The sequence below is a fragment of the Gordonia prachuapensis genome (assembly GCF_036350515.1).
Taxonomy (GTDB): domain Bacteria; phylum Actinomycetota; class Actinomycetes; order Mycobacteriales; family Mycobacteriaceae; genus Gordonia; species Gordonia prachuapensis.
On sequence record NZ_JAZDUE010000016.1, the window covers coordinates 97,612 to 117,573 of the forward strand.

The window sequence follows — 19,962 nt, forward strand, 5'->3', positions numbered from 1 at the left end:
GGCTCGCAAGCTCGCACGTCGCTACTCGACCAGCGGTTAAGGGCCCCCAACCGTGGATCGAGTAGCGGCGAACGGAGTGAGTCGCGTATCGAGATCGACCAACGGCAAGGACTACGAGCGCCGACGACCACGCTTTCGGTTGCCCAGGTGATACGAATCCCGTGTCGCCTTCGACGCGTAGATGGCTCCGGTGAGGGGCGCTTCGGCACTGACCTCCTCGATCATCGACAGTTCCATGTCGATGGCGGCGCGGTCCTCCGGCCTCGCCAGGACGGACGCCGCCTGCAGGCGGTCGCGCGACTCACGCATGTGCGCCAGACCGCCGTCGAGGTCGCCGGTCTCGTAGGCCTGTGACGCCTCGAGCTTGGCCGCCTGACCCTCCTGATACAGCCGCTCCGACTGCACCTTCGGATCGGGCACCCGGTCGCCGAGTTCGTCGCCGGGAACCACGTTCACCGAGATGGGCAGCGACACCGTGTGTTCGGTGAGGGTCGCGGTCTCCACGTAACGCAACTCCAGCGACGCGATCTGCGCGAGGCCCAGCGAAGCGAGGCCGTCGACCTTCATCCGCAGCAACAGCTTCCGCGCCTCGAGCGCGTACAGGTCGCCGAGTTCGATCATCACCTCGCCGTCGGCGGTCTGGTGGGCGGGCAGGTCGTTGTACAGCGACAGTGCCTGCACCTGCGGCACGTACCGCACGGTCAGTGTCACCGCCTGCGCCGACTTCGCCAGCAAACCCTCGACCTCACCGGCGATCGCCGCGCCGGCCGCGTCCGGGTCGTCGGCGAACACGTGGTTGCCGTTGCCGGAGCGCGAGATCGCCGACAACAACGTCTCGTCGTAACCGCGGCCGTACCCGAGGGTGGACGTGACGATGCCGTCGGCGGCCGCCTTCGCGGTGATACTCGCGAACTCGTCCAGATCCTGGATGCCGCGGTTGACGTGACCGTCGCTGATCACCAGCACGGTGCCGCCGCGAATGCCGGCAGCAGCGGTGCCCCGTCGCAGTTCCTGCAGACCCCGCAGGTAGCCCGACGACAGGTCGGTGCAGCCGCCTGCGCTGATCGAGTTGATCGCGTCGGTGGCGCGCGGCTTGTCGGTGAGTGCAGCGGCGGGTACCACCACCTGGGCGTCGTCGTCGAAGGTGACTACGCCGAACACGTCAGACGGATCGAGCTGTGCGACAACCCCGGCCAGCGCCTTCCGTGCACCGTCGAGCGGCGGCCCGGACATGGAGCCGCTGCGGTCGAGCACCACCTGCAGCGCTGTGGCCGCGCGGTTGGTGTCCGGGGCGGCGGGCGCTTCCAGCTCGAGTAGGACGGTGACCTCGTCGGCGGCCTCATGGGCGACGACCTCGACGTCGAGAGCGGCGGAGAGTTTCATCGGATTTCCTTTCCTCCCACCTGGCATCCGACCGAGGCGGTGACTTTGCGCGTTTTTGAGCTTACTACTTTGCGCAGACATTCGCATAGGGTTGAGGCGTGAGTGCTCGCACCCGCGCCGGTCTCAGCGACTATCCGCGGCCCAACGTCGCCGTCGACATCGCCGTGCTCACGGTGGTCGACGCCACGTTGTGCGTTGTGGTTCAACGCAACACGGACTCCGAGGGAGTCGCATTGCCGGGGCGGTTCGTCCGGGAACGGCACACCGTCGAGGAGACGGTCCGCGAGGTCCTCGAACTCAAACTGGGGCTTTCGCCCGATCACGTCCGACCGCACCTGCTGGCGGTGTTCAGCGATCCTGACCGAGATCCCCGGGGGTGGACGATCTCGATCGCGCATGCGGTGGCCCTACCGGCCGACGAACTGTCGGACGTCGTCGGCGAGGTCGCGCCGGTGACGTCGGACGGACAACTGACGTCAGGGGAGCGCTTGCTCTATGACCACGAACAGATCATTGCAGCGGCCACCGACAATCTTCGCGAGCGCTACGAGGATCAGCCCGATCCGGACAATCTGCTACGCGCGCCGTACACGTTGTCGGAGCTGCGTGAGCTGCACGAAGCCATCCTGGGCCGGCGGCTGATGCGCGACTCGTTCAACCGTCGGGTGCAGCCGTTGCTCGCCGCCGAGATCACCGCCGACGGTCAGCCGGCGACCCGGGTCGGCGGTGGCCGGCCGGCGCGGCTGTACTCCAAGGACGCGCCGCCGACGGCGACGTTCGGGTGGCGGTTGCCGAGTGCGGAGGGTCGGGAGAAGTGAGGCGACTGGTTGGCTTGGGCTCTGCGCTCGCCATGGTTGCCGGCACTGCTGCGTGCTACAACTATGGCGAACCGGAAGTCGTGATCCGTGACATGTCGCTCGACGCTACGTGGCGCACCGTCAACGCGAACCTGCATGAGCTGGTGCCCGATTGGGACGCCAACCGTCCCTTTCCAGAGCACCCGCTGGATTGGCCCGCGACGTTGGTTGGCTGCGAGATCGGCGATGACAGCCGGTTGACCGGTCCGCCCTGGAGTGTCAGCGTCGAAACGGAACTGATCGATCTGGAGCAATCCGAGCTGGCCGACATCGATCGTGGTTTGGATGCGTTGGCGGCGCAGGGCTACGTCTCCGGAAAGGTCGGCTCGAGTGAGTCGACCGAGGACCGGCATGTCGAGAACGGCGAAGGCTTCTCTGTTCACCTTCGTGCCGATGAACAGTCGGGCACCTATCAGGTGGTCTCGGTGTCGCCGTGCATTCGTTTCGATGGAGACGACAAGTACTGACGCGGGATAGGTCCACGGTGATCCGACAGCGCGGAGTTGCGTTGTCCGCCAGACCGAATTACTCGTGGAACTGGCCTTTAGGCAATCGTGGTCGAGCCGTAGCGGGCCAGTCCTCCCCGGTGTCCCAGATATCAGCGAGGGGCGACCACGGCGATCCCGTGCGAGCGAGCCGCATCCGCCATTCGGTCGTCGTACGTGACAATGCCTTCGAGGTCGTCACCGAGTTCGAGAGCGGCTGTGAGGTGGATAGCGTCCAAAGTGCGCAAGACCGTCGGGTCCAGGTGTCCAGCGGCTTCGAAAATTCTGGTGGTCACGGGCACGAGCGTGATCGAGTCCAGGACCACCCGTGCCTCCCTGGCACGGTCGTCCGCTGTCCGGCGTACCGCACGGAGAAGTTCGGTGCGGGCGAGGTCAGACGACACCAGATCGCGGCCTTCGTCGGGAAGCCAAGACATCAAGGCAGACGTTTCCTCCTCGGCGACGACGAGTTTGACCAGCGCGGAAGTGTCGAGATAGTGCGCCACCTGTCAGTACCGCTCGGAGGCACGCATCGCGGCGAGTTCCTCTGACAACGCAGGGCCCGGCTCCGGCGGCGGAAGTTCACGGATATCGCGTCGTGGAGGACGAGCAGCCCCCGACGAGAGCAGGCGCTCCAAGGGAGAGTTGGGAATCGACGTCATCTGCGCGACCGGGCGTCCACGATCCGTGATGATCACGGTTTCGCCCGCGGCCGCCTCCGCCACCACTGCGGAGGCGTTCTGCTTGAGTGCGCGGATTCCCACTTCAGACATGTGCTACATGGTAGCTCATTCGTTGGCTGACTAATCTAGCTCGACATGGGTGAACAGGCGTATATCCGCAGCTCACTCTGCCAGCGTGCGCCGCCCGATTGCCGCCGACAGCGCGTCCAGTTCGGCAAGCACGTCGACGGCCGCCCAGATCTGGTTGCGCTTGGCGGTCGACAACGGCTCCAAGATCCCGACCTCGGTCAGGCGGCCCAGAGCTCGGTAGGTACTTGCATCGGACGTCCAGGTGATCTGTTGTGCCGCATCTGCATCGAGTACAGGCGAGTCGAGAAGCCGGTCCAGGATGGCGGCGTCGGCGGAGTTGGCGCGTGGACGTACACGCTCGTTCCACAGCGCAGGCAGGCTCGCGAGGACGCGGGCGGATTCTTCTGATGCTGCGGCAGCGTGCGATGTTCCCTCCGCCACGTAGTCGACGAAACTGTCGACATCGCCGCTGCGGTAGTCGTCCAGTTTCGCGAAGTACCGGGTGGTGTCGGCGAGCATCGCGGAGGCCAGCGGCACCGTAATGCGTTCGGTGAGGCCTCGGCGGCGGAGAATCGCGCTGATCAACGCGCGCCCGATGCGGCCGTTGCCGTCGACGAACGGATGAATGGACTCGAACTGGGCATGCGCGATCGCGGCTTGCGCCAAGACGGGCAAGTCGATTCGGTTGCTGAACCGGATCAGGTCGTCCATGAGCGGCGCGACAAACTCGGGCGGAGGCGGGATGTACATCGCATGCAGGGGTGAGTGATCGCTGCCGCCGATCCAGTTCTGCACGTCTCGGACCATGCCGGCATCCTGTGCCTGGTAGTAGTCGGGAGCCATGAGCACGGCGTGGGAACGTAGGACGAGATCAAGGGTGATCGGGCCGTATCCGGCGGCGTCGACCATCGCGATCAACGCGTGAACCGCAGCGAGCTGTGATCGGGCTTCGGCGCTTGCCTTCCCACCCGCCAAAGCTTTGCCAAAAGCGCGCAGCCCGGCGTCGATGTGCTCGATCTTCGACGATGCGATCGACTCACTACGCAGCAAGAAGTCGGCCAGAGGCGCCAAGTGCGCCCCGTACCCGGCTTCCAGTCGAGCAACCGCGATCACGGCCTTCTCGTGGGACCTCGCAACGCTGCCGATCGGGTCGTACGGTAAATCCGCGATCATCGGTGGAACCGCCACCTCGATCGTTCGCAGCATCCGATCGGCGCGCGACCCTGAGTGTCCGCGGGGCACCCAGGCACGTTCTTCCGTTCGGATACCGGGCCAATCCATGAGAACTCCGTGGACGAAGAAAGTACAACAACGACGCCGTAAGTGTACTTTAGGGCTATTAAAGTTAGCTATGGATCTTGTAGTTAACTTTTCTGTGCAACGCACTCCGACCCGACACGACCCCGAGATCCCCAGGTCACGCGCCCTCCGCTCGTACAGTGAGCCGAAGCCGGCGACCGAGGATGGACCGATGAGCAAGAAGCGTGAGCGTGACACGACGAAGCGCCTCGAAGCCGAGGTGACGCGGCTGCAGAGCGAGCTCGCGCGGGTCGAGAAGGTCACGCGCAAGCGCATCAACCGGCTGGAGAAGGATGCCGCCGAACTCCGGGCGCTGATGCGCTCGATGACCGAGCCGGTGACGCCTCCGGCGACCTCTGCGCCGGTGACGGCGAGCCCGAAGCCGCCTTCACCGAAGCGCACGATGCCCGAACCCGCCGGTGAGTCGCCGGCCAGGAAGGCGATCGCGAACTGGCCCACGGTCACCAAGGCGTATCTGACGACGCACTGAGCAGTGCGGCGCGAGCAGCGTCGCATGCCGCACTGCGCGCCCACACGGAACGACTACCGTCATGTGCAGCCACCGAACGAAGGAGCAGCCATGACCACCCCGCAGGCCGACGCCGTCCTCACCGACTTCATCGACGCCATCACCACCGGCAGCCTCGAGGTGATCGACCTGACCACCCCGCTCAGCGCCGCCACCCCGGCCTTGCGTCTGCCCGACCCGTTCGTCAACCTGATCGACTTCAGCCTCGAAGAGGTCAGCGCGTACAACGAGCCGGGCCCGTTCTGGCGGCACAACAACATTCACACCGGCGAGCACATCGGCACCCACCTCGACGCGCCGGTGCACTGGATCACCGGCCGCGACGGCGACGACGTCTCCCAGATCCCCGTCCAACGACTCATCGGGAAGGCCGCGGTGCTCGACCTCACCGCCAAGGTCGCCGACAATCCCGACTACCTCCTCACCATCGCCGACGTCGAAGAATGGGAAGGCACCCACGGCCAACTTGACGCCGGCACCTGGCTACTGCTGCAGACGGGTTGGGAATCGCGCGGCGGATCGGAGGCCGAGTTCCTCAACGCCGACGACACCGGCTCGCACACACCGGGAGTCGCATCCGACTGCGCCGAATGGCTTGCCGCCCAACGTGACATCACCGGCCTCGGGGTGGAGACCGTCGGCGTTGACGCCGGCCTGGCCGCCGGATTCGACCCCGCCTTCCCGGTACACCACTACTTCCTCGGCAACGACAAGTACGGCCTGACGTCGCTGCGCAACCTCGGCCGGCTGCCCGCCACCGGTGCGCTGCTGGTGGTCACCCCGCTGCCGATCGTCGGCGGCACCGGCAGCCCGTCGCGGGTGCTCGCGGTGATCGGCGCGGCATGACCACCTACGGTCCCACCGTCGCCGACGTGGTGGGCCGAACCCTGGCCGATCTCGGCGTCGGCCACGTCTTCGGGGTCGTCGGTAGTGGCAACTTCACGATGACCAATGCCCTTCGGGCAGGTGGTGTTCCGTTCACCGCAGCCCGCCACGAGGGCGGTGCGGCGATGATGGCCGACGGCTACTCGCGCATGTCGTCGCGCGTCGGGGTGGTGTCGCTACACCAGGGATGCGGACTCACCAACGCGATGACCGGCATCGCCGAAGCGGCCAAGAGTCGCACCCCGATGATCGTGCTCACCGCCGACAGCCCCGCCGCGGCCCTGCGCTCCAACTTCCGCGTCGACCAGGAGTCGATGGTGACCAGCGTGGGCGCGGTCAGCGAGCGGGTCTACTCGGCGCAGACCGTGGTCGCCGACGTGACACGCGCGTATCGGATCGCGGTGACGCAGCGTCGCACGGTGGTGCTGAATGTGGCCATCGATGTCGCGGCGAGCGCGGCGTCAGTGGAGGGGCCGATTGACGCGGTCGTCGAGGCTCCGCGGGTGCGGCCGAATGCGGAAGCGGTGGCGCATCTCGTCGACGCCATTCGGGCATCGAGTAAGCCGGTGTTCGTCGCGGGCCGCGGCGGTCGTGGGGCGGGTCCCGAGATCGCTGCGCTGGCCGAGGCTTCCGGAGCCTTGCTCGCGACATCGGCGGTGGCGCACGGGCTCTTCGTCGACGACGAGTACGCCCTGGGCATCTCAGGTGGCTTCTCCACCCCGACATCGGCCGAGCTGATTGCCGACGCCGACCTCATCGTCGGATGGGGATGCGCGCTCAACATGTGGACGATGCGACACGGCAAGCTCATCGGGTCGGAGACGACGGTTGTCCAGGTAGACGATGACGTCGACGCGATCGGCGCACACCGCCCGGCCACGTTCGGCGTCGTCGGTGACTGCGGGCTGACGGCGCAGGATGTGCTTGCCGAACTGGGACAATCGGACGTCCCGCGCTACCGCACCGCCGAAGTCGTCGCTCGAATCGCCAAAGACTCACGGTGGCAGCATGTTCCGGTCGACGACAGCTCCACCGACGACCGCATCGATCCGCGCGCACTGACCATCGCACTCGATGAGATCCTGCCCGCCGAACGGGTCGTGTCCATCGACTCCGGCAACTTCATGGGCTACCCGGCCACCCACCTGTCGGTGCCCGACGAGTACGGCTTCTGCTTCACCCAGGCTTTCCAATCGATCGGACTCGGACTCGGGACCGCGATCGGTGCGGCAATCGCTCAGCCGCAACGACTTCCCGTGCTGGGCACCGGCGACGGCGGCTTCCTGATGAGCATCGCCGACCTGGAGACCGCCGTGCGGATCGGTCTGCCACTGGTGGTGATCGTCTACAACGACGCGGCCTACGGCGCCGAGGTGCACCACTTCACCGGCGTCGACCACGCCACGGTCACCTTCCCGGACACCGACATCGCCGCCATTGCTGAGGGATTCGGCGCACGAGGCGTCACCGTGCGGACCCTCGACGACCTCGACGGCGTGCGGCAGTGGGTCGACGAGTTCCGGTCAACCGGCTCGGCGCGACCCCTTGTCGTCGACGCAAAGATCGCCGACGACGGCGGCTCCTGGTGGTTGGCTGAGGCATTCGCGGGGCACTGAGTGACGAGCCGCGTCAGCCGGCAGGTACCGGTGCTGGCGCCAGATCCTTGAGGAACTTCTCGATGCTGGGAACGATCGGCGGCGCGTCGAGCGCGGGCATCCGGGGAGGCGTGATCACCGGCAGTGTCGGTGGGGTGATCGCCGGCGCGGGTGGGGGCACGATGTTCTTGACCATCCGGTCGAACTCGGCGGAGACGTCCTGCACGGTCTTCGTGACGTCGTCGGTCACCCGCTCGACCTGAGCCGGAACATCCGCGGCCAGTTTGTTCAGCCCGGCGACGGGATCGGGCAGCGCCGGCGGTGGCGGCAACTCCAGCCGAGGAAGCGCGGGTATCTCGAGGCGCGCGTTGCGGGTTCCCGCTCCCGGTAGCGGGATCGGCCGCAGCGCACCGGCGATGAAGTCGCGCTGGTTGAGCAGGGTGGGGATGACGCCGTGGATGACCTCGAAGTGAATCCCGGCCGGCGGCAGGAACGGGGCGTCGATCGTGAAACCGGTGGGATTGCCACCGAGGAGTCCCGGCAGACCCAGCTCGGCCGAGACACCCACCGAACCGATCAGCGGCAAGTTGATGCTGAATCCGATCTGGAACTCGTGGCCGTTCAGCAGCGCGTCGACGATCTTGACCGGGTCATTGAGGAGGTGGCTGACGAAGGTGACCGGGTCGCCGCGCAGCACCGAGAGAAGCAGTCCGGCGCCGCTGACGCTGAGGACCCACGCGACCGACAGCGCAGTACCGATGAGCGCCGGCGTGACGAGCAACGCGACGATCGGAAGTCGGAGCGCGACCCGTCCGGCATTGGCGAGCGTGTTCCACAGGATCGGCAGCAGGTCGGCATGGCCCTCGTTGGCGATGCGGATCGCGTCTTCCAGCGGGACCAGTGCCGCCGCCGCGGCCTCCTCGAACCGACCCTGCAGCAGCAGGGTGAACGACCGGAACACTGCTCCGGGCACCTCGAGCGCGACCCGGCCGAGCTGTGCGTAGGTGTTGAACTCGACGGCCAGGAAGTAGGCGATGTTGGCCAGCTGATTGCGGCCGATCTGCGTGAGGATGGGGGCCGGCTCCTCGATGAGGATGCCGCCTATCTCCGCCAGATTCTGGCCGGTGTTGGCGAACAACGTCCCCCAGGTGACGAGCGGATTGACGAACCGCACCGGGTTCACGTCGAGGGTTTGCGTCGCAACCACCGGTGCCGCGATCGGCTCGACCGGCTTCGTCGGTGCCGACTGCAGGGCGGGAACCGCGATCAGGAGAGTGGCAGCGAACGCGGCGATGCCGGCTTTCACCTGCAGGCCAAGCCATTTCGGCATAGCATTTCTCGCTCTCGGCAGACAACGCGGATGGCCCGCAGGTCTGCGAACCGCGAATCTTCGTGTGCGACAAATATCCGGTCTTTGTTGTAGCACATTGGGCGTTGATCGGCTGGGCTTCGAGGAAAGCCGGCGGCCGAGCGTCACCCCGGTCCCTGAGGAGTTCGCTCCCCACGACCGGCACGTCAGTATCATCGCGACCATCGAGACCACGCGAGGAGGCGACTGATCGATGGCGGATGCCGCCCCACCCGAAGCCCCGACGCCCGCGGACTTCACTTTCGCCCCGCTCAGCCCGGTCTCGTTCCTGTCCCGCGCAGCGGCGGTATTCGGCGAGCGCACCGCCATCGTGGACGGCGAGCTCACCTTCACCTACGCCGAATTCCACCAGCGATCCGGTCAGTTGACCGCTGCCCTCGCGGACCTGGGCGTCCAACCCGGCGATCGGGTTGCCGCGTTGTGTGCCAACAGCCACGTGATGCTCGAACTGCACCACGGTGTACTGGGATTCGGGGCGGTGCTGGTGCCGCTGAACATCCGGCTGTCCGAAGCGGAACTCGGCTACATCCTCGAACACAGCGGCGCGACGCTGTTGGTGGCGACCGCCGAGTTCGCCGAGGCCGCACGGACCATCGCAGACGCGGCCGGGATTCGGGTGATCGTCGCGGGCGGCGCCGACGACGAGTACGAGGCGTTGCTCACGACCGCGACCGCTCCGGTGTGGCGGGACGCCGACGAACGCGGACTGCTCGCCATCAACTACACCTCGGGCACCACCGGACGGCCCAAGGGCGTCATGTACCACCATCGTGGCGCGCACCTGCAGTCGCTGGCGATGGCCTATCACACCGGCATCGGACCGGGGTCTGCCTACCTGTGGACGTTGCCGATGTTCCATTGCGACGGTTGGTGTTTCCCGTGGGCGCTCACCGCAGCCGGCGCCACCCACGTGTGCCTGCGCGCCATCGACACCGCCCAGATCTGGCGTCATCTCACCGAGGACGGCATCACGCATTTCAGCGCCGCACCCACGGTGCTGACGATGATCGCCGAGGACCCGGCGGCCGCACCCCTCGACCACACCGTGCACGCGACGACCGGTGGCGCGCCACCGTCGCCGTCGTTGCTCGCGCGGATGGCCGATCTCGGTGTCGAGGTCACCCACCTGTACGGGCTCACCGAGACATTCGGTCCGATCGCGGTCAACCAATGGCAACCCGAGTGGGACGCCGGGGGCGCCGATGCCCGGGCACAGCTGAAGGCGCGCCAGGGGATCGGCAACATCTCCGCGGGGATGCTGCGGGTGGTGACCCCCGACGGCGACGACGTCCCCGCCGACGGCGCCACCGAGGGAGAACTCGTGGCACGCGGCAACAACGTGATGCTCGGCTACTACCGCGACCCGGACGCGTCCGCGGTCGCCACTGTGAACGGATGGCTGCGTACCGGAGATGTCGCCGTCATGCATCCCGACGGCTACGCCGAGATCCGCGACCGCAGTAAAGATGTCATCATCTCCGGTGGTGAGAACATCGCCTCGGTGGAGGTCGAGCGCGTCCTCGACAGTCACTCCGACGTCGTCGAGTCCGCCGTGGTCGCCCGCGCTGACGACCGCTGGGGCGAGGTACCGGTCGCCTACGTCACCATTCGCCACGGAGCCGATCTGTCGGCCGACGTCCTTATCGAGTTCGCCCGAGAACACCTGGCGCGATTCAAGGTTCCCAAGCAGATCGTGTTCGCCGAGTTGCCCAAGACATCGACCGGCAAGATCCAGAAGAACGTGCTGCGCCGGCAGGTCCAGCAGGACGGCGAGTCCTGATGCGGCCCGGTACGTCCACCGAACGTCGCCGCATCCCGCGTCTGCCGCTGTGGGTGATCGGGGCCGCGGTGATCGTGGTCATCCTCGGCGCCCTGCTCTGGCACGGGCGGTCCACCATGCAGGAACGCAGCGCGCACGAGACCGTGGCGACCTCCCGATGCGAGGACGCCGTCCGCGGTGAACTCGACGACCGGTTGGGCGCGAACGGCCAAGCCGCAGAAGTGGAGTTCGTCGACGTCGATTCGCGGACGACGGGCGTGGGCAGTGGCGAGGCGCAGGCTCTGCAGGACGCCGGCCGCGAGCGTGCCGAGATCGAAACCCATTGGGCCGTCACCGGTGACGTCACTCTCGACGGTGAGCTCCCGAGCGCCGCCCGACTCGGCCCGACCAACCCGTTCCGATGCACCGCGGCAGTCCTCGACGACGACAGCGTGGTGATCACCGGGGTGCACATCAACTGACCTTCTGGGCGGTCCTGGAGTCACGGTTCGAAGCCGTAGACCTCGATCGCGTTGCGCGCGTAGAACCGGTCCTGCTCGTCGGCGGTCGCGTCGCCGATGACCGCGTCGAAGCTGGCCTGCAGTTCCTGATAGGTGCCGGCGGTCCGGTGGATGGGGAAGTTACTGCCGAACATGACCCGATCCCAGCCGAAGGTCTCGATCGCCGGGTCGATCCATCGGCGCAATGCCGTGGGCTCAAACGTGTTCGTCGTCATGCTGAGCCCGGAGACCTTGCAGGAGGCGCGAGTCTCACGGGCGCACAGCTGAATGGCTTCCAGCCACTCGGCGTGGGCGTCGTCGTCGTCCGCGGTGGGGAATCCGGTGTGTACCAGGGCGACGGTGAGGTCCGGAAATCGTTGAAGCGCACGAATCCAATCGGGCATCTCGTCGGGCTGGGTGACCAGGTCGAACACCACATCATGCTCGGTCAGCCACGACAAGACAGTGTGCACCGCGGGGGAGTCGGGCTCGAAGTCGTAGACGACGCGGATGCCCGCGAACCCCGATGTCGTTGCGTGCTGCGCGTTCAGATCGGCGATGATCTCGGCCGGGGACATCGTGGCGTCGACACACCCGATGTACCGCATGTCCAGGTGGTGCTCGTCGGCCAGTTTCACCGCCCACCGCAGTTCGTCCAGATACGAGCCCGGTGTCAGCGCTGCGGAGATGTGCAAGAGCTTGTCGACGGGGAACGAACCGACCGCTTGCCGGTAGTCGTCCGGCCCGAAGTCGCTCGCGAGTTCGGGCGTCGCGACGCTCCGCGCGTAGTCGGCCATTCCGGGGTACCAGCCGGTGGCCAGGTCCCAGAACCGCATGTGAGTGTCGACAACCCGGTCGGGCATGGCTTCTCCCGTCAATCGACCGGCGACGAGCTGACGTCTGGTTCGTTAGGAAAGATAACGTATTCAGAGCGTCGGCGAAGCCCACCAATTGGGGGAATCGTGGGATCAGCTGATGGCGCGGATCCTCTCGGCTGGTGACTCCCACTGCGCCAGCGACCGCATCACGTCGCCGGCCACCACGGCGTGCCCTGCCCGTGTCAGATGGATCATGTCCGCGCTCAACCAGCTCGGCCGGAGTCGCGCGGGGTGCTGCCAGAACTCGGTGAGCACCATGTCGTAGCGTCCGGCCAGCCGACGCGTGATGTCGGCCAGCGCGGAGAAGCGCTCGCGGAGGTCGGCGAAGTCATCGGAGAACGCGTCGGCGAGGGTGAACATCGACAACGTGGCACCGGTCGCCGCGACTGCGGCGCACAGTTCGTCGAGGTCGCGTTCCACGGTGTAGAGGTCTGTGCCTACGAACAGGTCGTTGCCACCGGCACTGATGTGCACCAGATCGGGAATGAACTCGTACAGCGGAATAATCTGTGCCGCAGTGATTTCCGGGATGGTCGCGCCGATGCGGCCGCTGTTGAGATAGGAGAGGTCGGGGTGGACAGCCCGCAGTGTGTCGGCCACCCGGTCGGCCCAGGCGACGTCGGCGTACCCCGGCCACGGGTCGCCGATGCCTTGCGCGATCGAATCGCCGATCACCGCGAACCGACGCCAGGGGGCCGTCGACAGCATCTCGCGAGCCTTCGCCGGCGGCAGGAGGAGAGGATCGTCGCGCTCGGTCCAGGTGCCGGACGAATGGTCGTCGACGTGGCTCATAACAGACTCCCTCGGATCATCGAGCACAAACTCAACGGACGGTCGTACGTCTTGTTGAAACAATACGACCGATCGTTCGCCTTTTCAAGGGTCGAGTGGGAGCATGGGTTCATGACCGACTCGGAGCGGCTCTCGGACAAGCGCCTCATCAAAGGCGCCAGGGCGCGCGCGACCATCGCACGCCACGCCGCCGACGTCGCGTCCGTCGAGGGGCTGACCGGCTTGAGTCTCGGAAAGCTCGCCACGGATCTCGGCCTGAGCAAGAGTGGTGTCTCGACGCTGTTCGGCTGCAAGGAGAATCTGCAACTGGCCGCGGTCGAGTCGGCGCGCGATGTCTTCCTCGGTACGGTCGTCGCGCCTGCGCTGAACGAGGAACGAGGATTGGCGCGGCTGCGCACCCTCGTCGATCGATGGCTGGACTATGTCGCGACGCCCGCGATGCCGGGCGGATGTTTCCGTGCCGCAACCGTTCCCGAGTTCGACAGTCGTCCGGGCCCGGTGCGTGACGCGATCGGGGCGGACCGGCGTGAGTGGCTCGACTTCCTCGAGAAGGCGATCCGCTACGCACAGGACGACGGTGCGCTCGCCGACCATGATGCCGCCACCCTCGCGTTCGAGCTCGACGCCGTGGTGGCGGCCGCCAATTCCGGGGCCCGGATCGGAGACGAGTCGGCGTTGCCGACGGCGCGACGGATTGTCGAGCGACTGCTCGGTGAGGCTGATCAGCACCGCAGCTAGGCCAGGTCGCGTCGGGCGAAGCCGACCACCCCGACGACGCCCAGGATCACACCCGCACCAGCCAGGAGTATCGGCGGGAGAGCCTGCACAGCGACTCCCGGCAGGTGTGGAACATGATGGAAGACAGACAGGTTCATGATCTCGGTGGGAAGGTTCATCGACGGCCCGAGGATCGTCACCACGCCCGACCAGGCCAGGACCGCCCACGGCAGCCAAGCCAGCCGTGGTACAACGCCGATGACTGCGATCGTCAGTCCGATGAAGAAGCACGCCGCTGGGATCTGCGCCAGAGACGCGATCAGCATGCGTGCCGGTTGGCCGGGGTCGCCGACCCCCAACCCGTGCGCAAGTCCGATGCAGCCGCCCACAATGCCCGCCAGTACCACAACAGTCACTGCCGCCAGGGCGAGGTGCAGTACCGGCAGTCGCCAGCGCGGCACCAGCCCCGAGAGCAGCAGGTCTGCGCGCCCGGAGAGTTCTTCGCTGCGCAGTCCCGCGGTGATCGCGATGGCTGCGCCGGTGGTCGCAACCGCGAGAATCAGTGTCGACATCGCCAGGAAACCGTCCACCACATCGACATTGAATCGCTCCAGGAGTTGGCGCATACCTGCCGGACCGTCGGAGATGTCTCCGACGTCGCGGGCGGTGACCCCGAACCCCAGTCCGAGGACGACCATGGTGGCCGCCCAGATCGCCAGGGTCATCCGCTGATTGCGTACCACCAGCCCCGCGGGTCGCCGGGTGAACGAACCCGCATGGGCCGGACCAGGCGATGGCCGCCAGAGCCCGGAGCCGTGGTCGCGGGTGACCTCGATCCGCAGTGCGACAAGCACACTGGCCACGGCGATGACCAGACACGGGATCATCGGCCACCACTGGATGTCGCCGTACGGGTGGATGGCCTGCGCCAGACCGAGGGGTGAGGCGTACCGTAGCGGATCGGAATCGGTGGCGTCGCCGAGAGCGCGCAGCAGGTAGGCGACACCCAATACGCCGCAGGCGATCCCGTACGCGCCCTTGCTGTGCTCGGTGATCTGGGCTGCCAGCAGTGCCACTGCGGCGAACATGGTGCCGATGAGCACGGTTGCCACGCCGAACGCGAACGCACCGGTGGGTTCGCCGCCACCCGCGATGAGCGCGACTGCGGCGCCGAACCCGATGACGACATTGATGACGAGAGCCATCGCCGCCACCGCAAGCGAGTTGGCGAGCACCGCGAACCGCCCGGAGCGCAGCAACTCGAGCCGACCGAATGCCTCTTGCGCTCGCGTGTTCCGAACGACGAGAACGATGTTGAGCATCGCCACCGCGAATGTGACAAACCACCCGACCTCGAACGTGGTGATCCCCCCGATGCCGACCAGGCCCACCGGCGGTCCCTGCAAGGCCTGGGATGCCCGGAGGCCGTCGGTGATCAATGCGTACTGGATACGATCGGTGACGGTCGGGTAGATCGCGGTCAGGCCGAGGATGCCCGCGTAGAAGCAGGCGACGACGCCGGCGACGGAGACGATGGCGCCCCGGTAGTTCAGGCGGAAACATAGGGTGAATGCCGTTGTCAGTCCGGTCATGTCATCCCTTGGTGACGCCGGACGGGACAGCATGGTCGGATGTGTCGTAGTGACGCATGAACAGGTCCTCGATCTCGATCGACCCACCCGACACGGCTCGCAGCTCGGCGAGCGACAGGGATTCGACCGTGCGGCCGTCGCGGATGATGGTCGCCCGGTCGCACAGTTTCTCCACCTCGGGCAGGATGTGGCTCGACAGCAACACTGTCTTGCCCTCACGGGCCACATCGCGGATGCATTCGCTGAACTGCCGTTCCATCAGTGGGTCCAGTCCGGAGGTGGGTTCGTCCAGGATGAACAATTCGACGTCCGTGGCGAACGCGGCGACCAGCGCCACCTTCTGGCGATTTCCCTTCGAGTACGTGGAGCACTTCCGTGTCGGGTCGAGTGCGAATCGGTCCAGGAGCTCGGAGCGTCTGGCCGGGTTGATGCCCCCTCGTAGATTCGCGAGGATGTCGATCACCTCGCCACCGGTGAGCGAGGGCCACAGGTTGACGTCGCCGGGAACATAGGCGAGGCGTCCGTGAATCGTCATCGCGTCCCGCCGGGGGTGCAGACCGAACACCTCGGCTCGGCCGGAACCGGCCTTCAACAGGCCGAGCAGGGTGCGAATGGTCGTGGTCTTACCCGCGCCGTTGGGGCCGAGAAATCCATGGATTTCACCGGATTGGACCGCCAGGTCGAGCCCACGCAGAGCGTGGAAGCGGCCGTAGCGTTTCGTCAGGCCGGACACGTCGATGACCGGAGACATCTGTCCTCCTCTTCCCGACATCTGTCGGGACGTGATTGGTGTGGACAGTCTGGCGCGCGAAAGGTGGCAGCGCTTGTATGGATCTGCAACCGTAGTATCTCGACTACCAGCGGTTTCGTCGCTAGCCTTACTCCATGGGCGGAGAATGGCGCGGCCAGTACCGTCTGGGAATCAGGCGCGTTGTGCTCGCCGGCTCGTTCGGAGCGGCGAAGCTGCACCGCCACCCCATCGTGCAGGTGACCGTCGCCTATTCGGGTGACCTGTTGGCCACCAACGGTTTCGACGAGCGGCGCTGTCGAGCGGTCGTCATCCCCGGAGGGGCCACCCACACCATCTCTCCGGTCGGCGATGACGTCCGGGTGCTCTCACTGCACATGCCGGCCTGGACAGCGGAGGCGAAAGCAGTTGGTGGACTTGTGCCTCCGGGAGGAGGGCCATCCGACTGGGTGGCTGCTGCCGCTGTCCTCGAGGACCTGCACCTCGACGAGGCCATGGACATCGACGTCGCAGCCGACAAGGTCATGGATGTACTGCTCGCGACGACACACAGCGAAGTCGAGAACTCGAAGGTGGCCGCGGCCGTCGAACTGATCGGGTCCCGCGTGCCCGGCAAGCTGCGCATGCACGATCTGACGCGAGTTGCGGCGGCGTCGCAGAGCAGCCTCAGCAGACTGTTCACCCGTGAGACGGGGATGAGCTTCGCGGCTACCGTGCGATGGGTGCGGATGCTGTATGCAGCGCAGGTGGCGGAGTCCGGCGGCACCATCACCGACGCCGCGCATGCGGCCGGGTTTACCGACAGTGCGCACGCCCACCGGGTGTGCCTGGAGATGACCGGTGTGACCCCCAAGGTCATCTGGCAGGCGGCCCGTAACGGGGATGTGCACAGGTAAGTCAGCGCCGACCCGCACTGTGGTCTGAACGGACTACATTCGCGCGGGGGCTTCCGTCATCGTTTACAGTGAGCGGGCGATATGCCGGTCTTGACGGGGGTCTCGATGATCATGCGTAGGTGCTGCGCTGTCCTGATGGTGGGGGCAGTGGGGATGCTGACATCGCAGGGCTTGGGGAGCCCCCCGACAGAACGATCGTTGCGCAGCCGCGCCGATCTCGAGAGGGGACTCTGACGACATGGGGGATGCGTTGAACCAGGCGCGTGGCAGGCATCGTCAGGTCGACGAACACCGGATGCCTTTGCGCATGACGGTCACGTCGGCAGCACTAGCCGCATCGATCGCCACCGGCATGGGTGCCGGCCTGGCATACGCGGTCCCGGAGCAGGGCGGCACCAGCCCCAGCGTGCCGGAGCAGGGCGGAATCACCCCCAGCCAGGATCCGCCGGTGCAGGGCGGAACCACGCCGTCGCCCGACGTCGCGCCGGTCAACGTGCCGGGCCCGGGTTCGCTGCCGGCGCCGCCCCAGGAGGCGCCGTACCAGCCATACGTGGAGCCGAGCACCTACACGGCTCCGACCTACGAAGACGCCTACAACCCGGTCCCGGAGCGACCGCTCAGCGCACCCAAGCCGTCGGCTCCCGTTCGACCGATCGCACCGCCGCCGGAGAAGATCCGAGTCGGCAACTTCATCACCGACATCCCAGAAGGCATGTCCGAGAAGGACGTCAACTCCGTCAACGCCTGGTCCGCGTACGGTGAGGCGAAGATCGCCCAGGGCCTGATCTCCGTCGGCGTGCCCGCCGATGAGGCATCGCGACAGGCTGCTTCCACGATCATCGGTGTGATGACCGGTGGTACTGCGGGTGCAGTCACACTGGGAATTCCGGCTGCGGCGATGGGTGCTGTGGGTGGGGCAGTGATCGGTGCTGGAGTCGGGGCGATTTACAACGGAGTGGTCTTCTCTCCGCTCGTTCCAGGTTCCGCTCTTTGGTGGCCGATGGTCGGCCTGGGTGCTGCGGCAGGCGCAGGCATTGGCGTTGCCGCCGGGGGTGCAGCGGGGGCAGTGGCGGGCGGAGCGCTTGGCGCCGCACTCGGCGGAACCGCCGGCGGCGCTCTGGCGTATGCCCTCGGAGCCGGCGACCCGGGCGCAAATCCAGACGCCCCCTGGCTCGACGAGCAGGGACGTGAGGCGCTCCCGAACCCCGACGCCAACCAGTTCGAGCTGAAGCTGTCGCCCGAAGATGCCCAGAAGGTCGGTCTGCCGTCGATCGACTATGTGGTGAACTCGCGCGGAGATGTTCAGATGTCGATCGCCGGTTTCGAAACCGGCTGGTCCGTCGAGCAGGCGATGGCGCCGTATGGCGTCCTCGGCGCCGGCGCGGCCGACTCGGCACGTGACGCAACGAAGCAGCGTACCGACCAGGCACAGAACTCCATCCCGGATCTGCACGTCGAGTGGCCGCAAGAGTCCGCACCGAGCTGAACAAAGCTGTTGTGCCCAGCTCGTACCGTCACGAAGGAATCTCGATGATTGCACGCAAGTTGTTCGTGGCCATGCTCGCAGTTGTGGTGGGCGCACTCACGGTGGTGGGGGCAGGGCATGCTGCGGCGGAACCTCAACTTCCCCGAATCCCGCTGTACAGCGACAACTTCGGTACTGTCGGCGACCACGACTACTGCCGCGGTGCTCTGAACGTCGGAGTCGAAGCGCCCCGGGGCAAGAGCGGAACCATCCGAGTGACGGTGACGTCGTTCGGGTTCACCGGCAACGGTCCCGGGTGGCAGCGTGATCCGAAGTGCCGCTTCCTGATCTTCCTGAGCCAGATCAGCGCCAAGTACCCACTCGCCAAAGAGACGTTCCACCCGGTCTCGTTCGGTCCCCGTCCCGGCGAGAAGTTCGTCAAGGAACTCAATCCCGGCCCGGGTCCGGGCTCGTTCAGTGTGGCAACCTATGCCATCAACCAGCCGGTGCGTCTCCCACAGTCCTACGGAGGAGTCGGGTTCCTGACCGTGGTCCCGTAGGCCAGCACCACCTGCGCCTACTGTGAACGCATGACCCCCGAGGACCTCGACCGCATCGAAGCCGTCAAGCAACTCAAGTACCGCTACTGGCGTTCATGTGACGGCAAGGACCCCAGAGGTTTTCGGAGCTGCTTCATCCGCTCTGGCGCGCGGATCGACTACGGGCCGCTCGGCGCATTCGATGATGCCGAACCGATGGCGCAGATCTTCGAACAGGTGGCGTTGCACCGGGTCGACGGGGAGTACGTCATCTTCGACATGCACCACGGGCTGCACCCTGACATCACACTCACGTCCGACACCACGGCCACCGGCCGCTGGACCCTCAAGTTCCGCCAGGTCAATCTGCTCGACCGCACCGAGACCGTGATGACCGGTGAGTACGACGACGAGTACATCGTCGAGGACGGCGAGTGGAAGATGTCGGCGAGCACCCTCACCGAACGTTGGTCGATCCAACGGCCCCTCGGCGACGATGCCCGCGTACGGGTCGGGACGTTCACGACTCCCGACGACTGATCTGTTCGTCGCGGGCCCGCCACGCCGCCAGCGCGGTCGCCGCGCACACCGGACCCCAGACCCGTTCGACCTTCGACCGCGACACCGAGTTCATCACCGCGCCGACCGCCATCACACCGGTCAACGCCGCCAAGCCTTTCCGTCGGACCTGCGGCTCGCCGACACGCCCGACGAGGCAGCCGGCGCCGGCCACGTAGACCACCGCCGCCACTCCGCTGGTGCGTCGTAATCCGACGGGCAGTCGTCCGCGATGACCACCGCCGTAACTGGCGACACCCCATGGCGCACCGGCGGCCAGGGCAGTCTGAAATCCCGCCAGGCCGGACAGCAGGGCGGCAGTGGTAAGAGTCGCGGGCTGCGGGGTCGACGCCATGGGCCCAGG

General features: G+C 66.6%; 22 protein-coding genes. 12 read left to right on the plus strand and 10 right to left on the minus strand.

Translation table 11 applies throughout. From position 1 onward, the window contains the following. Positions 1-111: 111 nt before the first annotated feature. Positions 112-1,383 carry a vWA domain-containing protein gene (locus V1Y59_RS18485; RefSeq protein WP_330506423.1) on the minus strand — a complete coding sequence of 424 codons (1,272 nt, stop codon included), beginning with the start codon at positions 1,381-1,383 and terminating at the stop codon, positions 112-114. Positions 1,384-1,481: 98 nt separating this feature from the next. On the opposite strand from V1Y59_RS18485, the gene V1Y59_RS18490 reads away from it, so the two are divergent. Then, on the plus strand, positions 1,482-2,201 hold the full coding sequence (locus tag V1Y59_RS18490) for an NUDIX hydrolase (protein WP_330506424.1): 720 nt from the start codon (positions 1,482-1,484) through the stop codon (positions 2,199-2,201). Between the two features lie 14 nt (positions 2,202-2,215). Continuing rightward, a complete protein-coding gene (locus V1Y59_RS18495) occupies positions 2,216-2,707 on the plus strand; it encodes a hypothetical protein (RefSeq protein WP_330506425.1) in 492 nt (163 codons plus the stop codon). 131 nt (positions 2,708-2,838) lie between these two features. Here the strand turns inward: V1Y59_RS18495 and V1Y59_RS18500 are convergent, their stop codons facing one another. From V1Y59_RS18500 to V1Y59_RS18510, 3 genes are all read right to left on the minus strand, one after another. Next, positions 2,839-3,231, minus strand: a complete 393-nt coding sequence (locus V1Y59_RS18500; RefSeq protein WP_330506426.1) for a type II toxin-antitoxin system VapC family toxin — start codon at positions 3,229-3,231, stop codon at positions 2,839-2,841. Positions 3,232-3,234: 3 nt separating this feature from the next. Continuing rightward, a complete protein-coding gene (locus tag V1Y59_RS18505; protein WP_330506427.1) occupies positions 3,235-3,498 on the minus strand; it encodes a type II toxin-antitoxin system Phd/YefM family antitoxin in 264 nt (87 codons plus the stop codon). Between the two features lie 72 nt (positions 3,499-3,570). Beyond that, positions 3,571-4,758, minus strand: a complete 1,188-nt coding sequence (locus V1Y59_RS18510; RefSeq protein ID WP_330506428.1) for a Fic family protein — start codon at positions 4,756-4,758, stop codon at positions 3,571-3,573. A 190-nt stretch (positions 4,759-4,948) separates the two neighbouring features. Between V1Y59_RS18510 and V1Y59_RS18515 the strand changes: the two genes are divergently transcribed. The 3 genes from V1Y59_RS18515 (at position 4,949) to V1Y59_RS18525 (ending at position 7,806) form a co-directional block, all read left to right on the plus strand. Further along, positions 4,949-5,266, plus strand: coding sequence for a hypothetical protein (locus V1Y59_RS18515; RefSeq protein WP_330506429.1), 318 nt, complete (start codon positions 4,949-4,951; stop codon positions 5,264-5,266). Between the two features lie 90 nt (positions 5,267-5,356). Continuing rightward, complete coding sequence (locus tag V1Y59_RS18520) at positions 5,357-6,151, plus strand: cyclase family protein (RefSeq protein WP_330506430.1); 795 nt, start codon at positions 5,357-5,359, stop codon at positions 6,149-6,151. Beyond that, a complete protein-coding gene (locus tag V1Y59_RS18525) occupies positions 6,148-7,806 on the plus strand; it encodes a thiamine pyrophosphate-binding protein (RefSeq protein WP_330506431.1) in 1,659 nt (552 codons plus the stop codon). The genes V1Y59_RS18520 and V1Y59_RS18525 overlap by 4 nt, the downstream gene beginning before the upstream one ends. A gap of 13 nt (positions 7,807-7,819) precedes the next feature. On the opposite strand, the gene V1Y59_RS18530 is transcribed toward V1Y59_RS18525, so the two are convergent. After that, positions 7,820-9,115: a hypothetical protein gene (locus tag V1Y59_RS18530; protein WP_330506432.1), complete on the minus strand. Its 1,296-nt coding sequence runs from the start codon at positions 9,113-9,115 to the stop codon at positions 7,820-7,822. A 232-nt stretch (positions 9,116-9,347) separates the two neighbouring features. Here V1Y59_RS18530 and V1Y59_RS18535 point away from each other — a divergent pair, with 232 nt between their 5' ends. Continuing rightward, entirely contained in the window at positions 9,348-10,934 is a 1,587-nt protein-coding gene (locus tag V1Y59_RS18535; protein WP_330506433.1) for an AMP-binding protein, read from the plus strand. Further along, a complete protein-coding gene (locus tag V1Y59_RS18540; RefSeq protein WP_330506434.1) occupies positions 10,934-11,395 on the plus strand; it encodes a hypothetical protein in 462 nt (153 codons plus the stop codon). The genes V1Y59_RS18535 and V1Y59_RS18540 overlap by 1 nt, the downstream gene beginning before the upstream one ends. Before the next feature lie 20 nt (positions 11,396-11,415). Here the strand turns inward: V1Y59_RS18540 and V1Y59_RS18545 are convergent, their stop codons facing one another. Continuing rightward, on the minus strand, positions 11,416-12,276 hold the full coding sequence (locus V1Y59_RS18545) for an amidohydrolase family protein (RefSeq protein ID WP_330506435.1): 861 nt from the start codon (positions 12,274-12,276) through the stop codon (positions 11,416-11,418). A 105-nt stretch (positions 12,277-12,381) separates the two neighbouring features. Further along, positions 12,382-13,083, minus strand: coding sequence for an SGNH/GDSL hydrolase family protein (locus V1Y59_RS18550; RefSeq protein ID WP_330506436.1), 702 nt, complete (start codon positions 13,081-13,083; stop codon positions 12,382-12,384). 111 nt (positions 13,084-13,194) lie between these two features. On the opposite strand from V1Y59_RS18550, the gene V1Y59_RS18555 reads away from it, so the two are divergent. Next, positions 13,195-13,821 carry a TetR family transcriptional regulator C-terminal domain-containing protein gene (locus V1Y59_RS18555; RefSeq protein WP_330506437.1) on the plus strand — a complete coding sequence of 209 codons (627 nt, stop codon included), beginning with the start codon at positions 13,195-13,197 and terminating at the stop codon, positions 13,819-13,821. Here the strand turns inward: V1Y59_RS18555 and V1Y59_RS18560 are convergent. Together V1Y59_RS18560 and V1Y59_RS18565 are read right to left on the minus strand one after the other, a co-directional pair. Beyond that, positions 13,818-15,392 carry an ABC transporter permease gene (locus V1Y59_RS18560; RefSeq protein ID WP_330506438.1) on the minus strand — a complete coding sequence of 525 codons (1,575 nt, stop codon included), beginning with the start codon at positions 15,390-15,392 and terminating at the stop codon, positions 13,818-13,820. The two genes, V1Y59_RS18555 and V1Y59_RS18560, sit on opposite strands and share 4 nt — an antisense overlap. A gap of 1 nt (position 15,393) precedes the next feature. Further along, positions 15,394-16,143 carry an ABC transporter ATP-binding protein gene (locus V1Y59_RS18565; protein WP_431309222.1) on the minus strand — a complete coding sequence of 250 codons (750 nt, stop codon included), beginning with the start codon at positions 16,141-16,143 and terminating at the stop codon, positions 15,394-15,396. 134 nt (positions 16,144-16,277) lie between these two features. Between V1Y59_RS18565 and V1Y59_RS18570 the strand changes: the two genes are divergently transcribed. The 4 genes from V1Y59_RS18570 (at position 16,278) to V1Y59_RS18585 (ending at position 19,580) form a co-directional block, all read left to right on the plus strand. Continuing rightward, on the plus strand, positions 16,278-17,036 hold the full coding sequence (locus tag V1Y59_RS18570) for a helix-turn-helix transcriptional regulator (RefSeq protein ID WP_330506439.1): 759 nt from the start codon (positions 16,278-16,280) through the stop codon (positions 17,034-17,036). 238 nt (positions 17,037-17,274) lie between these two features. After that, a complete protein-coding gene (locus tag V1Y59_RS18575) occupies positions 17,275-18,522 on the plus strand; it encodes a hypothetical protein (RefSeq protein WP_330506440.1) in 1,248 nt (415 codons plus the stop codon). A 44-nt stretch (positions 18,523-18,566) separates the two neighbouring features. Next, positions 18,567-19,061 (plus strand): enoyl-CoA hydratase, encoded by a 495-nt coding sequence (locus V1Y59_RS18580; protein ID WP_330506441.1) that lies wholly within the window; start codon positions 18,567-18,569, stop codon positions 19,059-19,061. 30 nt (positions 19,062-19,091) lie between these two features. After that, complete coding sequence (locus tag V1Y59_RS18585; protein ID WP_330506442.1) at positions 19,092-19,580, plus strand: nuclear transport factor 2 family protein; 489 nt, start codon at positions 19,092-19,094, stop codon at positions 19,578-19,580. Here the strand turns inward: V1Y59_RS18585 and V1Y59_RS18590 are convergent. Continuing rightward, on the minus strand, positions 19,561-19,953 hold the full coding sequence (locus V1Y59_RS18590; protein WP_330506444.1) for a hypothetical protein: 393 nt from the start codon (positions 19,951-19,953) through the stop codon (positions 19,561-19,563). The two genes, V1Y59_RS18585 and V1Y59_RS18590, sit on opposite strands and share 20 nt — an antisense overlap. Positions 19,954-19,962: the final 9 nt, after the last annotated feature.